This window comes from Saccharopolyspora sp. NPDC000359, assembly GCF_040300525.1.
Taxonomy (GTDB): Bacteria; Actinomycetota; Actinomycetes; order Mycobacteriales; family Pseudonocardiaceae; genus Saccharopolyspora.
The window spans coordinates 93,163-106,907 of the sequence record NZ_JBEPDU010000022.1; the positions used below are offsets into that span (position 1 = coordinate 93,163).

Consider the following 13,745-nt stretch of genomic DNA (forward strand, 5'->3'; position numbering starts at 1 on the left):
TGTCGTCGGGTGGCAGCGTAACCGCCCAAGCGGGTCAGCGGGACGATCAATCGGGTATCTATCCCGATCGAGTTGTTACCTGAGCATGATCGCATCGCACTTTCGGGTGACTATCTGCGATCGCCGTAACGTCGGAGCGTGGCTGATCGACGTAACACGAATGCGTATCGTGAAAAACTTGCGCAAACAACGTTTCGGGGCTGCTGGCGGAACTTCGCGAATGGAAACGCGGCTTGGGCGTGTCGCGCTCGGGGCTTGTCGCAGCACCTTACGCGGCGCAGTCAGCCGATACAGCCGGTGATCGGACGCAGTGGGATCAGTCGCGTGGCGCAACGCCGTTCGACCGACGGCCGAGCATCGAGACGCCTTCCGGGGGAAGTCCCGCCGCGCTCGCCATCAGCTCGTGGAACGCCACCGCGTGCGGCCCCAGGTCGGCGTCGGTGGCCGTCCACGACCCCCGCAGCTCCAGGTCGTGGCTGCGCGAGGGCCCGGCGATGTCGCCGAACCGGGCCGAAGAGGTCAGCGTGACCGTCCCGCCGAGCGCCGTCCACGCCGCCCCGGAACACTCCAGCGCGTCGGTGAGCCAGGACCAGCCGACCGCGGGCAGCAGCGGGTCGGTCGCCAGCTCTGGATCCAGCTCGGCCCGCAGGTAGACCACGAGCCGCAGCACGCCGTCCCACGCTTCCTGGCCCTCCGGGTCGTGCAGCAGAACCAGCCGGGCGGTGGCCAGCTCACCGGCCGGACCATTCGCCTCGGCGGCCAGCGCGTGCGCCCACGGTGCCAACCGCTTGGGCGGACCGACCTCGGACAGCTCGATCTCCGCGCGCGGGCGGGCCGACGTCAACGTGGCAACTGCCTGCCGAAACACCTCGGGCGCCGCCGCCATCTCCGTCACGCCGCCGACTCTATGCCGCCACCTCACCCCGATGGCGGAGGCACGCCGATCAACTTCTCCTCCGGAGGCGGTGCGGCCACCCGGAACCGGGGGTGCCAGCGCTGGCGAGCGGTTCGAGGCGACGTGCGAAGATTGCCGCGCAAGCCCGGTCCGCCGCCGAGGCAGCGCCCGTGCGGTACACCCGGGATCGATCGACGTACGGACGCTGACCCCCGATGACGAATCCCGCACCGGTCCCGGCCCGCCGAGACCTCCGCGACGCCCCGTTCCTCGTCGCCGCCCGCGGCGGCACGCCCCGGCACACCCCGGTCTGGTTCATGCGCCAGGCGGGCCGGTCGCTGCCCGAGTACCGGCAGGTCCGCGAAGGCGTGCCGATGCTGCAGGCGTGCCTGACCCCGGAGCTGGTCAGCGAGATCACCCTGCAGCCGGTGCGCCGGCACGGGGTGGACGCCGCGATCCTGTTCAGCGACATCGTGCTGCCGCTCTACGCCGCGGGCATCGGGCTGGACATCGTCGCGGGCACCGGACCGGTGGTGGCCGAGCCCGTCCGCAGCGCCGCCGACGTCGCCGCGCTGCCGCAGCTGGAGGGGGACGCGGTCGCGCCGGTCGCCGAGGCGGTCCGGCTGCTGGTCGGCGAGCTCGGCAGCACGCCGCTGATCGGGTTCGCCGGGGCGCCGTTCACGCTGGCCTCCTACCTGGTCGAGGGCGGCCCGAGCCGCAACCACGAGCGGACCAAGGCGCTGATGCACTCCGACCCGCAGACCTGGCACGCGCTGCTGGAGAAGCTGTCGGAGACCACGCTGCGGTTCCTGCGGGCGCAGCTGGCGGCCGGGGTCGACGCGATCCAGCTGTTCGACTCCTGGGCGGGTGCCCTGTCGCTGCGCGACTACCGCGAGTTCGTGCTGCCGCACAGCGAGCGGATCTTCGCCGGGGTCGCCGAGGTGGCGGACGTGCCGAAGATCCACTTCGGGGTGGGCACCGGGGAGCTGCTCGGCGCGATGCGCACCGCCGGGGCCGACGTGGTCGGCGTGGACTGGCGGGTGCCGCTGGACGACGCGGCGGCGCGGTTGCGCGCGGCGGCGCCGGAGGCGGGCGAGCCGGTGGTGCAGGGCAACCTCGACCCGGCGGTGCTGTTCGCCGGGTGGGGCGCGGTGGAGCGGGAGGTGCGCCGGATCCTCGCCGAGGGCGAGGCGGCCGGTGGGCACATCTTCAACCTCGGCCACGGAGTGCTGCCGACCACCGACCCCGAGGTGCTGACCCGGGTCGTCGAACTCGTCCACACCACGAGCAAGCAGCGATGAGGGCACCTCGCGTCGCGGTCGTCGGGGGCGGCATCGCCGGACTGGCCGCCGCCCACCGGTTGCGCCGGGAGCTCGGGCCGGAGGCCGAGGTCGTCCTGGTGGAGCAGGCCTCCCGCGTCGGCGGGAAGCTCCGCACGGTGGAACTCGCCGGGCGCGCCTACGACGTCGGAGCGGAGGCGTTCCTGGCGCGGCGGCCCGAGGTGCTGCGCCTCGCCGACGAGCTCGGTGTGGTGGCCGACGTCGTGCACCCCGGCGGCGTTTCGGCCACCGTGCACGCTGGCGGTCACACGCACCGCCTGCCGACCGGCACCGTGATGGGCGTTCCGGCCGGGCCCGAGTCGGTGCGGGACGTGCTGTCCGACTCAGGCCTGTCGGTGGTCCGCCGCGAGGCGGAGCTGCCACCGCTGCGCCTCGAGGGCGCGGACGCGCCGGTCGGCGAGCTGCTGCGCGGCCGGGTCGGCGACGAGGTCGTGGACCGCCTGGTGGAGCCGCTGCTCGGCGGTGTCTACGCGGGCGATTCGAACCGGCTCGGGCTGCGGGCCACCATCCCGGCCCTGGCGGCGGCGCTGGACGCGGGCGCGGAGTCGATCACCGCCGCAGCCGCGTCGGCCCTGCCCGCGCCGAAGCCGGACGCACCGAAGGTTCCGGTGTTCGGCGCCTTCCACAGCGGCTACCGCCGGTTGGTCGACCAGCTGCTGATCGCCGCCGACGCGCAGCTCCGGCTCGGGCTGCCGGTGCGGGGCCTGGCCCGGACCGCGTCCGGGTGGCGGCTGGAGATCGGCGCCGCGCCGAGCCCGGAGTTCCTCGACGTCGACGGTGTCGTGCTGGCAGTGCCCGCGCCTTCGGCGCGCCGCCTGCTCCAGGACGTCGTGCCGACTGCGGCGGTCAAGCTCGGCGAGGTCGAGCTGGCGTCCATGCTCGTCGTCGGCTTCGCGCTCCCCCCGGGCGTCGAGCTGCCCAACGCCTCGGGCGTGCTGATCGCGCGCGGCGAGCGGCACGCGGACGGGACCCCGTTCACCGCCAAGGCCTTCACCTTCTCCAGCAACAAGTGGCCGCACCTGCGCGGCGCCGGCGGGGAGCTGCTGGTGCGCGGCTCGGTCGGCCGCTTCGGCGAGACGGCGGACCTGCGGTTGGACGACGCGGAGGTGCAGCGCCGGGTGCTGGCCGACTTCGCCGAGCTGACCGGGATCGCGGTCGAACCGGTGGACTCGGTCGTGGTCCGCTGGGGCGGCGGGCTGCCGCAGTACGGCGTGGGCCACCTGGACCTGGTGGCCGACGTGGAGCGGGCCGTCGCCGAGGTGCCCGGCCTGGCCCTGGCCGGGGCGGCGCTGCACGGCGTCGGCGTCCCGGCGTGCATCGCGACGGGGGAGGCCGCGGCGACGGACATCACGCGGGCCCTCGTACCTGGGGGCGCCGGCGGAGTGGGAAACTGAGGTCATGGCGCGCCTGAACTACACCGAGCTCAACGACACCATCCGCTACACCATGTGGTCGGTGTTCCGGATCGAGCAGGGCACCCTGCCGGAGGACCGGGCCAAGGCGGCCCAGGCCACCCAGGAGTACCTGGACTCGCTGGCCGAGTCCGGCGTCGTGGTCCGCGGCGTCTACGACGTCTCCGGCCTGCGCGCCGACGCGGACTTCATGATCTGGTGGCACGCCGAGCAGATCGAGCAGGTGCAGGCCGCCTACACCGGGTTCCGCCGCGAGACCCCGCTCGGCCAGTCGTCCGGGCCGGTGTGGAGCAACGTGGCGCTGCACCGCCCCGCGGAGTTCAACAAGAGCCACGTCCCGGCGTTCCTGGCCGGTGAGGAGCCGCGCAAGTACATCTGCGTGTACCCGTTCGTGCGCTCCTACGAGTGGTACCTGCTGCCCGACGACGAGCGCCGCACGATGCTCGCCGACCACGGCAAGGAGGCCCGCGACTACCCGGACGTCCGGGCGAACACGGTGGCGTCCTTCGCACTGGGCGACTACGAGTGGATCCTGGCGTTCGAGGCCGACGAGCTGCACCGCATCGTGGACCTGATGCGCCACCTGCGCGGCACCGAAGCCCGCCTGCACGTCCGCGAGGAGATCCCGTTCTACACGGGCCACCGGGTCGACGTCGCCGACCTGGTCACCCGCCTGCCCTGAGGCTCTCCGCCGCAGGTTATTCGCCCCCGCCGGGTCACTGGGCGGGGGCGATCTGCTGGGTCGGGGTGTCCGGGGCGGACAGGCTCGCGCTGATGGTGCGCTGCAGGTGCCGGTGCACGCTGTTGAGCTCTTGGCGCAGCCCCACGACCTGGCGGCTCAGCGCGTCGCCCTCGGACAGCGTGTCGGTCTCGACCGCGCGCAGCAGCACGCCGAGCTGCCCGTGCAGGCGTTGGTGCACGTCCACGAACTTGACGATCTGCTGCTGCGTCTCCAGCGGCGGTGACGTGCGCGCCACCGCCTTGATCATGGTCTCCTGCCAGCGCTGCGCGGTCTGCCGGTAGTGCCGGTCGGCGGCCACCCGGTAGTGCGGCGCGACCTGGGCGTCCAGCGCGGTGCGGATCAGCTCCTGGCTGCTGTCGACGAGCTCGCGGGCACTGGTGGTCACCGCGTAAGCCCACTCCCACTGCTCGGTCTGCGTGCTGGCCCGCCGCTCCTGCTCCGCCTCGTCCAGCTGCGCCTGCGCCAGCTTGATCTGCTCCCACGCCCGCTCGGCCTGCGCACGGGCGTTCTGCGCGGCTTTGGTCGACTGCTCCGAGTGGGCTTCGGCGGCGGCCACCAAGCGCCGCACCACCTCCGAGCGCTGCACCGCCGCACGGGCCTCGCGTCGAGCCAACCACAGTTGCCACCCGGCGACTCCCACGGCGATGATCGCCAAGCCCGCCGCGATCCAGGTGACGAGGTGCTCCCAAACCATGCGCCAAACGCTGGCACACCACGCCGTTCGGCTGTCCCAGGTGCAGACAATCTCACGTTGCGATTCCGCAACTCGCCCCGCACCCGGCCCCGGCTAAGCGACCTGGCGCCCGCCGCTCACCAGCTGGTGAGCCCGTTGGTAGGACACTCCGAGCACCTGCCCGATCTCCCGCATGGACAGGCCGATCTCGTGCAGGGCCGCGGCGGCACCGCGGAGCTCCTCAGCCGCCTTGCCCTGCGCCCGCGCGGCCTCAGCCCGAAGCGCCTCCGCCCGGTCCAAGCGCTCCTGAACGTCAGCGGGGAGGTCGATGTGGATGTCCAGCTCGATCTCGTCGGCGGGCTTGTCCGTCATGCACTGGATCAGGTCCTGTGCCATGTCGTGGATCTCGCCGACCTTGCGCGCCTGCGTGTGACGCTCCACCGCTGGAACGTGGATCGTCCAGTACTTCTTGCCCCGCTCAACCTCGACGCGGTACCTCGTCACCGTCCCCACCATCTCTCACCCAGCTCCGTTTCGCACTCCTTGAAGATCATGGCAGCGAGGCTCTCGTCGATCTCGGTGTGTCTTGGTACCGGGATCATCTTTCCCCCGAGCCGGTAGATCGCGTGGTTGCTGCCCTCGCGAGCCAGATGCCAGTCGACCCTCTGGCGCTTCGCTTCTTTGGCGATCTTCTTGAGGAGCTTGCGTTGCTTCACAACGCTACGTCTATCTTTGGCTAGACGCAACTGTCAATCAGAGAGTTGACGGTTTACTCGAACTGGTGATCGTCAGTCGGTGGGGATGAGGCGGACGGCGATGGAGTTGATGCAGTAGCGCTGGTCGGTGGGGGTGGCGTAGCCCTCGCCCCGGAAGACGTGGCCCAGGTGGCCGTGGCAGGTCGCGCAGAGGACCTCGGTGCGGACCATGCCCAGCGAGCGGTCCTCGCGGAGGATCACCGCGTCGCTGTCGGCCGGGTCGTAGAAGGACGGCCAGCCGCAGTGCGACTCGAACTTCGTCTCGCTGCGGAACAGCTCCGCGCCGCAGCCCCGGCACTCGTAGACCCCGGTGGTCTTGGTGTCGACGTACTCGCCCTGCCAGGCCGGTTCGGTGGCGGCCTGGCGCAGCACCGCGTACTCGTTCGGGCTGAGCTGCTCCCGCCACTCCTGATCGGACTTGCTGACCTTCGGGGTTCCTTCGACCGGATCCATGCTTCCACGCTAATCCGTACCGAGATCAACTTCACCGGCGCGGTCCAGATCGAGTCGAACACCACGGCGCGCCGGGTGCCAGCTCAACCCACGAAGGTGTTGATGACGAAGGCGAGGGCGTTCCAGACCGTGTAGAGGACGCCCAGCAGGATCAGGGCGACCACCAGGACCGCCACCAGGCGGCGGTGGCCGTCGGCGCGGTTGGCGCTCTGGGCGAAGTCGTCCACGCCGCGCAGCATGCCCTCGACGGTGGCCTCGGAGTTGGGCCGCTGCATCCGGTCGCGGTGCGCAGCGAAGGCCTGGACCTCGGGATCCTCGGGGTCGAGCCCCTCGAAGTCGTCGCCGAGGCGGCCGGTCTGGTCATCCCGCTCGCCGCGCTCCACGCGCATCACCGTAGCGCCTCCCGGCCGCCCGCGAACGTCCTGCCGGTTCCGGTGTGGTTGGGCATCGTGCTGGGACGCTCGGCCTGGCTCGCAAGCTCCTGGGCGTCAGACCACGGCTTCGGGCCAGCGGCGCAGGACTTCCTCGATGGTCTGCTCCGGCGTCTGGTCGGAGGTGTCCAACCACAGGCCCAGGCGCGGGGTCCGCTCGTGCAGGACCTCGTTCAACTCGGCGATCGCCCAGGTGTCGTAGGCGGTCTTGCCGCGGCTCGCTTCGCGCTCGGCGATCGCCTCGACGTCCGGTGCGAGCACCACCACCAGCAGCGGGCGGCTGTGGACCTGCTCGACCAGCTCGGACAGGTGCTCGCCGAGCACGACGTCCTGGGCGATCACCGCGAAGCCCGCGGCGAAGTAGGCGTCCGCGGCCTGCGCGGTCAGCCGGTGCCGCAGGCGCAACTGGCGCAGCGCCTCCTCGGACGGCGTCGCGGACATCTCCTCGCGACCGCCCACCACCATGCGGCGGAAGGCGTCGCCGCGCAGGTGCACCGAGCGCGGCAGCCGTTCGGCGATGCCTTGCGCGATCGTGGACTTGCCGGCGGCCTGGATGCCGGTGATCAGCAGGATGGCTCGGTCGAGCACGGCGCTCCTTCGGTCGGGGAGCCGATCATGTCACCGGATGTCCCAGTTCGTCGCGCGGATTGCCAGGACCGACTACGCATCGCAACGGGTTGGTGGGAGCTGATCAGCTCCTTGGAGCACACCGGTTCGCTCGAGCAGCGGTGTCGGCGTTGCTCCGTTGGCGAGCACCATCGCAGCTGCTGGTATTCGCCACGAAGCGGGAGGCCAACATGGTCCGCACCGAAGTCGAGCGCGCTCCGCAAGCCCAGGGTGGCTGCAGCTGCTGCGGTAGCTGCAGCGGTCCCTCCTGTGGCTGCTGCTCCAGCTGCGGCTGAGCGGCGCGGGTCTGCCCGGGGTGCTTGCGGGATCACTCCGGGCAGGCCATGCCGTCGGTCGGCACGGTGCCCTGCTCCAGGAAGCGCGTGACGGCGTCGGTGGCGCACTGGGAGCGGCCGACCGCGCCGTGCCCGGAGCCCTGCCAGCGGACCAGCACCCCGGTTGGCAGCTGCTCGGCCAGGTGCTCGCTGCCGGTCTCGAGGACCAGCGGGTCGTTCGCGGTGCTGATCACTGGGATCGGCGGCAGGTCGGGGCGGCGCGGCGCGGGCAGCGGCTGCTGCGGAACCGGCCACGACCCGCACCACACGAGCCGCTGCACGGCGGCCCCGCCGAACAGCGGGAACCTGTTCACCCAGTCCCTCGCGAGCTCGCTGCTGCGCTGCGGCGGCACCCGCAGCGTGGTGTCGTTGCAGCTGGTGATCAGCTCGCCGTCCAGCCACGGCGGGTTGCTGCCCTGCGCGGTGACCAGCGGCGCGCTGAGGTTCGCCAGACCAGCACCGTCCCCGCCGTTGGCCGCGGCCAACGCGTCGGCCAGCGCGGGCCAGCTCCCGCGGTCCGACAACCCGAGCAGGACCGCCTGCACCACGCGACCGCTGCCGACCGAGGTCCCCGGCGCCGGTAGCGGCTGGTGCCGGGTCCTCTCGACGAGGTCGTTGACCGCCTTGCGCGGGTCCGGCCCCAGCGGGCAGCCGCGGCTGGCGCAGTCCGCCGCGAACACGTCGAAGACCTGCTCCGCGGTTCGCGCCTCGTGCTCGGCCTGCCCGATCGCGTCGCGCGTCGGGTCCGGGGCGCCGTCGAGCACCATCCGGCCGACCGACGTCGGGAAGCGCTCGGCGTAGGTGGTCAGCAGCCGGGAGGCCTCGCCGCGGCCGATCGCGTGCAGCCTGGACACGCCCAGATCCAGGCGCAGCTCCTCGAGGTCGGACGCGGCCCGCCAGGTGTCGTAGGCCTGCAGCCGCTCGTCGAGGTCCAGCAGGCACTCCTGGCTGGCCTGCAGCACCGACTCCAACAGCCGGTCCAGGTCGGCGCGGTCGGTGGCGCGGGCGTCGAAGTCGACGATGGCCTCCCGCTGCGGCTGCGGTACGCAGTCGGCCGGATCGGACTCGCCGGTGCCGCGCCGGTCCATGCCGATGATGTCGAAGGTGTCCAGCAGCCCGGGCAGCTGGGTGGCCATGCGCGCGGCGAACGTGGTGCCCGGTTCACCGCCGACGTCGCCGACCACCACCAGCGGCACGCGCTGGCCGGAACCGATGCGCAGCAGCGCGTTGCGCGTGGTGCCGCGCTCCGGGGCCTCCGGGGAGTCGAGGGTGCTGAGCAGCTGCGAGCAGCTGGCGGTCATGCCCGGTGGCAGGCCGCCGAGCTCCGCTCGGGTCTGGTCGGTGCAGTCCGACCAGAGCAGCATGTCGTCGCCGGGGCCGCCGAGCTCCGGGACGGGGGCCGGTTTCGGCGACTGCGGGGCGGGCGCGACCTGCTGGTCACCGTCCTGGAAGGCCACCGCCGGGCGGTCCGACGGGCCCGCGGAGCACGCCGCGAGGACCACCAGCAGCAACGGCAGCAGCACGGCCCCGACCCGGTGAGTGGTGCGCGGCACGGGTACTCCTCGTCGGCGAAGCGCGGTGGCAGAACCCGGTCAGCATCGCATGATCGAGGTGAGGCCCCGGTGAGGGCCCTGACAATTCGCTGGGCGTCCGATGTCCGCCGCGCTAACGTGCGCCGGTAAGCGGACCTCGGATCGCGAAGGGGCAACGTGCACGTCGCGCAGATCGGCTCGGGCGCATCGTCGAGCAGGCGGCCGTTCAGCTGGGGGCAGGCCCCGGCACGAGCTCTCGGGGCGATTCCGCCGCCGATGCTGGTGCTGGTGGGCGTGGTCAGCCTGCAGGTCGGGGCCGCCTTCGCCAAGCAGCTGTTCACCATGGCGGGCGCGTCCGGGGTGGTGGCGCTGCGGTTGACCTTCGCGGCGCTGATCCTGCTGGCGGTCTGGCGCCCGTCGCTGCGGATGGACCGGCGGACGCTGGCGGTGGTGGCCGGCTACGGCGCGGTGCTGGCGGGCATGAACGTCTGCATCTACCAGGCCTTCGAGCGGATCCCGCTGGGCGCGGCGGTGACCATCGAGTTCCTCGGCCCGCTGGCGGTGGCGGTGTTCGGTTCGCGCCGCAAGCTGGACGTGCTGTGGGCGGTGCTGGCCGGGCTCGGTGTGTTCCTGCTGTCGCGCGTCGAGGGCGGCCTGGACCCGGTCGGCGTCGGGTTCGCGCTGCTGGCGGGCGCGATGTGGGGCGGGTACATCCTGGTCGGCGCGAAGCTCGGCAGCCGGACCACCGGGGGTTCCGGCCTCGCCCTGGGCATGGCGTTCGGCGCCCTGGTGGCGGCGCCGTTCGGCATCGCCGAGGCGGGCACGTCGCTGCTGCACCCGGCGGTGCTGGTGGCCGGTCTGGTGGTGGCGCTGATGTCGTCGGTGATCCCGTACTCGCTGGAGCTCGAGGCGCTGCGCCGGATGCCGCCGCGAGTCTTCGGCGTGCTGATGAGCCTGGAACCGGCGGTCGCGGCCCTGGCGGGCCTGCTGGTGCTGGGTGAGCTGCTCGGCACCTGGCAGTGGGTGGCGATCGGCTGCGTGGTCATCGCCTCGGTGGGTTCGGTCGGTTCGACGAAGTCGGGGCCGAGTCCCGAGGACACCGGCGCCAACTGACCCCAATGCGCGCGGTCCCCGGTGGACCGCACCCCACCTGCGCGCCAGCAGTTCCCGTTGGACCTGCAACCCTGAGGCGCAGTTTCAATTGAAACTGCGAAGGCGCGTGGGGAACGGTCGCAGTTTCAATTGAAACTGCGACCTTCCGGTGGGGCCGGAGTAGCCGGGTGCCCCCGCGATCACCTTGAGGAAGTCGCGGAGGGGGTCACACCGGCGGGAGCTCGGTGGGGCGCAGGGCCCGCATCAGGGTCAGCAGGGTCTTGTTGAGCGGGACAGGGACGTCGTGGGCGGCTGCCGCTCGGACCAGGGCACCAGTGATGTGCTCGTGCTCCGTGGGCAGGCCCGCGAGCCGGTCGTAGAGCATCGAGGTGCCGTTGGTCGGCGGGAATTTCTCGATGTAGTCGGCGAGCACCCGCTTGGCGTCGGCTTGGGTGAGCTCGGCGCCCTCGGCGCGCGCGACCTCCACGGCTTCGGCGAGCACTCCGGCGCACAGCTCCTGCACGTCGGGGTCGGCCAGCACGTCAAGGCGGCGCAGGGTGAGCGCGGTGATCGGGTTCGGCCCCACGTTGGTCAGCATCTTGCGCCACGCCGCCGTGCGGAAGTCCTCGGTGGTGCGGACGGTCAGCGGCCCGCCGGAGATCAGCCGCGCGAACCGCTCGCCGACCGCACCGGCCTCGACCTGCATGGTCACCGGGGAGCGGCGCACCACGTGCCCGGGCCGCACCCGCTCGGCCGCGACGTACACCAGCGCGGGCAGCACCGGGCCGCGCAGGCCCATCCCGGCGACCGACTCGCGGTGCTCGACACCGTTCTGCACCACCGCGATCGGCGCGCGGCCGTCGTCGAGCCGCCGCAACCAGCCCGCCGTGCTCGGCACGTCCTGGACCTTGGTGGTCAGCAGGACCCAGTCGACCGGGCCCACCGCGCCGGGGTCGGTCACCACCGCCGCCGGGACCTCACCGGTGCCCTCCGGGGTCTCCACCACCAGCCGGTCGAACGGGGTCCGCACGCACAACGTCACCTCGTGCCCGGCGTCGTGCGCCGCTGCCGCGAGAACCCCACCGATACCGCCTGAACCGATCACCGCGATGTGCACGGCACGGAGGTTACCCGTCCGAACGACCCTCGCGGTCCACGTCGCCGAGCAGCACCGCGTCCAGGTCGTAGCGCGCCGGTTCGTCCAACTGGTCGTAGCGGCAGGACCCCGGGTCGCGGTCCGGCCGCCACCGCACGAACTGCGTGGTGTGGCGGAACCGGGCCGGGTGCCCGCCTTCGGTGTGGTCGTAGGAGACCTCGACGACCCGCTCCGGGCGCAGAGGCACCCAGGGCTGCTCGTTGGTGTTCCAGCGGTTGACCGAGCCCGGCAGGCGGCGGCCCGTCGCGTTCGGGCCGACCCACGGGTGCTCGCCCTCGGTGATCAGCTCGGAGAGCTCGGTGGCCAGCTCGCGCCGCCGGGCGGCCGGGAACGCCCCCACGACGCCGACGTGGTGCAGCACCCCGTGCTCGTCGTGCAGGCCGAGCTGCAGGGACCCGACCGCGGTGCCGGGCTCGGTGTTGGCGTGCCAGCGCAGCCCGGCCACCACGCAGTCGGCGGTGCGGGAGTGCTTGATCTTGAGCATGGTGCGCTTGCCGGGCAGGTAGCTGCCGCCGGTGGGCTTGGCGATGATGCCGTCCAGGCCCGCGCCCTCGAACACCCGGAACCACTCCGCGGCGACGTCCGGGTCGTCGGTGACCGGCGTGGTGCGCAGCCGGGTGTGGTCGAGGCCGAGCCCGGCCAGCAGCTCGCGGCGCTCGGACTGCGGGTCTCGGGTGAGTTCGCGGTCGTCCAGCGCGAGCAGGTCGAAGGCGATGAAGGTGGCCGGGGTCTGCTCGGCGAGCATCCGGACGCGGCTGGCGGCCGGGTGGATGCGCTCGCTGAGCGCGTCCCAGTCCAGCCGGTCGCCCACCTCGTCGCGCCTGATCACCACCAGCTCGCCGTCCAGCACCGCGGGCCGCGGGAGGTGCTCGGCGACGGCGGTCAGCACCTCGGGGAAGTAGCGGTCGAGCGACCGGCCGGTGCGGGACTGCAGCCGCACCGGGGTGTCGGCCCGCGGGTCGGCGAACACCAGGCAGCGGAAGCCGTCCCACTTGGGTTCGAAGAGCAGGTCGCCGCGCCGCGGGATGCCGTCGGTCGGGCTGGCCAGCATCGGTTTCACCGGCGGCTGCAGGGGAAGCACAGCGGACCTCCTCGGTCAGCGGACGCGTTGGCGCGGCGCCCGGTCCAGTTCCAGGCGGATCGCCGTGGGCAGGGTCTCGGTGCCCAGGGCTTCGCGGGCGCGGGAGAGCACCTTGCCGTCGAGCTCCTCCCACACCTGCCGGACGTTGGTGCCCTCCTGCAGCGACAGCGTCAGCCGCAGCGACGGGCGCCGCTCGTCACCGGCCATCCGCACGCGCGCCCGGTTGACGCCCGTGACCTGCTCGGCATCCGCGCGCACCGCCTCGGTCAGGGCCGCGGCGGTCACCGTCAGCTCACCGCTGCCGCGCTCCAACCGCACGTCCGGTCGGGATTCCGGGCGCAGCGCCCGGACCACCCACCACAGGCCGAGGACGAACAGCACGACGCCGAGCACGGCCGCGACCGCGAGGGCGAGCCGGGCGTGGCCGCTCAACCACTCGACCAGGATCGGGTCGGCCAGTGGGCGCTGCGCCCGGAACAGGCCGAACCAGCCGGTGCCGACCAGCAGCACCAAGGCGCCGACCACCACGGCGAGCACCGCGACTGCCAGGACCACGCCGCGCTCGAAGGCCAGGCCGCGCCCGGTGGGGGTGGTGCTGGGCTTGATCTCGGTCATCGCCGCTCCTTCGGCGTGCTCACCTGCACCAGCACCTTCGGGGTGGTGCGCAGCGGCAGGTCCCGCACGGCGTGCTCGGCGGTCTCGGTCAACCGGGTCGGCAGGTCCCCGGCCTCGCGGAACTGGGCGCTGGCCCGGACCTGCACGCGCTTGGCGCTCGCGGTCACCGAGGCGGTGGCCACCCCGTCCTGGTCGCGCACCTGGTGGCCGACCAGCCGGGCCAGCGAGCGCGGATCGGTCGTTGCGGTGACCTCCGGGGCCGGGTCGTGCAGCCGGATCTCCCGCCGACCGGACGTGGTCGCGATCAGCAGCAGGAGCAGCCCGGCCACCAGCAGCACCGCAGCGCTCGCCAGGACCGGGGCGTCGTGCCAGGACACCGCGCTCAGCGCGGCGTGGACCCGCTGCCAGGGCACGATGAGACCGCCAGCGCCGGGCCGGACCAGCGCGGCCACCGCCTCGATCGCCAGCAGCGCCCCGCCAGCGGCGACCGCGAGGCCGAGCAGCGTCGTGATCAGGCGAACCAGGAAGCGCATCGGCTCACTCCACCCGCGGCGGCGCGTCCGCGGCGACCAGCGCGGACACGGTCACGTCGACGGTGCGCACCTGGCAGTCGGCCAGGCGGGCCAG

At 72.7% G+C, this 13,745-nt stretch carries 16 protein-coding genes; 4 read left to right on the forward strand and 12 right to left on the reverse strand.

What is annotated here, in order from left to right; all coding sequences use genetic code 11:
* Positions 1–316 precede the first annotated feature (316 nt).
* Positions 317–895 (reverse strand): DUF3000 domain-containing protein, encoded by a 579-nt coding sequence (locus tag ABT324_RS16445; RefSeq protein WP_351177382.1) that lies wholly within the window; start codon positions 893–895, stop codon positions 317–319.
* 215 nt (positions 896–1,110) lie between these two features.
* Here ABT324_RS16445 and hemE point away from each other — a divergent pair, with 215 nt between their 5' ends.
* The 3 genes from hemE to hemQ are packed head-to-tail and all read left to right on the forward strand — an operon-like array spanning position 1,111 to position 4,329.
* The gene (gene hemE, locus ABT324_RS16450) at positions 1,111–2,196 is read left to right on the forward strand and encodes a uroporphyrinogen decarboxylase (RefSeq protein WP_351177385.1); all 1,086 of its coding nucleotides are present in this window, start codon (positions 1,111–1,113) and stop codon (positions 2,194–2,196) included.
* Positions 2,193–3,629: a protoporphyrinogen oxidase gene (gene hemG, locus ABT324_RS16455; protein WP_351177388.1), complete on the forward strand. Its 1,437-nt coding sequence runs from the start codon at positions 2,193–2,195 to the stop codon at positions 3,627–3,629. The genes hemE and hemG overlap by 4 nt, the downstream gene beginning before the upstream one ends.
* Positions 3,630–3,633: 4 nt before the next feature.
* Complete coding sequence (gene hemQ, locus ABT324_RS16460; RefSeq protein ID WP_351177391.1) at positions 3,634–4,329, forward strand: hydrogen peroxide-dependent heme synthase; 696 nt, start codon at positions 3,634–3,636, stop codon at positions 4,327–4,329.
* Between the two features lie 34 nt (positions 4,330–4,363).
* On the opposite strand, the gene ABT324_RS16465 is transcribed toward hemQ, so the two are convergent.
* The 7 genes from ABT324_RS16465 to ABT324_RS16495 form a co-directional block, all read right to left on the reverse strand.
* On the reverse strand, positions 4,364–5,083 hold the full coding sequence (locus ABT324_RS16465; protein WP_351177394.1) for a hypothetical protein: 720 nt from the start codon (positions 5,081–5,083) through the stop codon (positions 4,364–4,366).
* Between the two features lie 93 nt (positions 5,084–5,176).
* On the reverse strand, positions 5,177–5,566 hold the full coding sequence (locus tag ABT324_RS16470; protein ID WP_351177397.1) for a hypothetical protein: 390 nt from the start codon (positions 5,564–5,566) through the stop codon (positions 5,177–5,179).
* On the reverse strand, positions 5,563–5,778 hold the full coding sequence (locus tag ABT324_RS16475; protein WP_351177400.1) for a hypothetical protein: 216 nt from the start codon (positions 5,776–5,778) through the stop codon (positions 5,563–5,565). Before ABT324_RS16475 ends, ABT324_RS16470 begins: the two co-directional genes overlap by 4 nt.
* Positions 5,779–5,850: 72 nt before the next feature.
* A complete protein-coding gene (msrB, locus tag ABT324_RS16480; protein ID WP_351177403.1) occupies positions 5,851–6,270 on the reverse strand; it encodes a peptide-methionine (R)-S-oxide reductase MsrB in 420 nt (139 codons plus the stop codon).
* 83 nt (positions 6,271–6,353) lie between these two features.
* Positions 6,354–6,659, reverse strand: coding sequence for a hypothetical protein (locus tag ABT324_RS16485; protein WP_351177436.1), 306 nt, complete (start codon positions 6,657–6,659; stop codon positions 6,354–6,356).
* A 99-nt stretch (positions 6,660–6,758) separates the two neighbouring features.
* A complete protein-coding gene (locus ABT324_RS16490; RefSeq protein ID WP_351177406.1) occupies positions 6,759–7,289 on the reverse strand; it encodes an AAA family ATPase in 531 nt (176 codons plus the stop codon).
* A gap of 346 nt (positions 7,290–7,635) precedes the next feature.
* Positions 7,636–9,195 (reverse strand): alpha/beta hydrolase, encoded by a 1,560-nt coding sequence (locus ABT324_RS16495; RefSeq protein WP_351177409.1) that lies wholly within the window; start codon positions 9,193–9,195, stop codon positions 7,636–7,638.
* 156 nt (positions 9,196–9,351) lie between these two features.
* Here ABT324_RS16495 and ABT324_RS16500 point away from each other — a divergent pair, with 156 nt between their 5' ends.
* The gene (locus ABT324_RS16500; RefSeq protein WP_502949746.1) at positions 9,352–10,287 is read left to right on the forward strand and encodes an EamA family transporter; all 936 of its coding nucleotides are present in this window, start codon (positions 9,352–9,354) and stop codon (positions 10,285–10,287) included.
* Positions 10,288–10,492: 205 nt separating this feature from the next.
* Here the strand turns inward: ABT324_RS16500 and ABT324_RS16505 are convergent, their stop codons facing one another.
* From ABT324_RS16505 to ABT324_RS16520, 4 genes are read right to left on the reverse strand one after another with little or no spacing between them, the layout of a single operon-like run.
* Complete coding sequence (locus tag ABT324_RS16505) at positions 10,493–11,383, reverse strand: 2-dehydropantoate 2-reductase (RefSeq protein WP_351177412.1); 891 nt, start codon at positions 11,381–11,383, stop codon at positions 10,493–10,495.
* Positions 11,384–11,393: 10 nt separating this feature from the next.
* The gene (locus ABT324_RS16510) at positions 11,394–12,503 is read right to left on the reverse strand and encodes an ATP-dependent DNA ligase (protein ID WP_351177415.1); all 1,110 of its coding nucleotides are present in this window, start codon (positions 12,501–12,503) and stop codon (positions 11,394–11,396) included.
* Between the two features lie 15 nt (positions 12,504–12,518).
* Complete coding sequence (gene amaP, locus ABT324_RS16515; RefSeq protein ID WP_351177418.1) at positions 12,519–13,118, reverse strand: alkaline shock response membrane anchor protein AmaP; 600 nt, start codon at positions 13,116–13,118, stop codon at positions 12,519–12,521.
* Positions 13,115–13,651, reverse strand: a complete 537-nt coding sequence (locus ABT324_RS16520; protein WP_351177421.1) for a DUF6286 domain-containing protein — start codon at positions 13,649–13,651, stop codon at positions 13,115–13,117. Before ABT324_RS16520 ends, amaP begins: the two co-directional genes overlap by 4 nt.
* Positions 13,652–13,745: the final 94 nt, after the last annotated feature.

Coding starts and splice junctions, on each gene's coding strand:
- hemE (WP_351177385.1), top strand. CDS start 1,111: ATGACGAATCCCGCACCGGTCCCGGCCCGCCGAGACCTCCGCGACGCC.
- hemG (WP_351177388.1), top strand. CDS start 2,193: ATGAGGGCACCTCGCGTCGCGGTCGTCGGGGGCGGCATCGCCGGACTG.
- hemQ (WP_351177391.1), top strand. CDS start 3,634: ATGGCGCGCCTGAACTACACCGAGCTCAACGACACCATCCGCTACACC.
- ABT324_RS16465 (WP_351177394.1), bottom strand. CDS start 5,083: ATGGTTTGGGAGCACCTCGTCACCTGGATCGCGGCGGGCTTGGCGATC.
- msrB (WP_351177403.1), bottom strand. CDS start 6,270: ATGGATCCGGTCGAAGGAACCCCGAAGGTCAGCAAGTCCGATCAGGAG.
- ABT324_RS16485 (WP_351177436.1), bottom strand. CDS start 6,659: ATGCGCGTGGAGCGCGGCGAGCGGGATGACCAGACCGGCCGCCTCGGC.
- amaP (WP_351177418.1), bottom strand. CDS start 13,118: ATGACCGAGATCAAGCCCAGCACCACCCCCACCGGGCGCGGCCTGGCC.
- ABT324_RS16520 (WP_351177421.1), bottom strand. CDS start 13,651: ATGCGCTTCCTGGTTCGCCTGATCACGACGCTGCTCGGCCTCGCGGTC.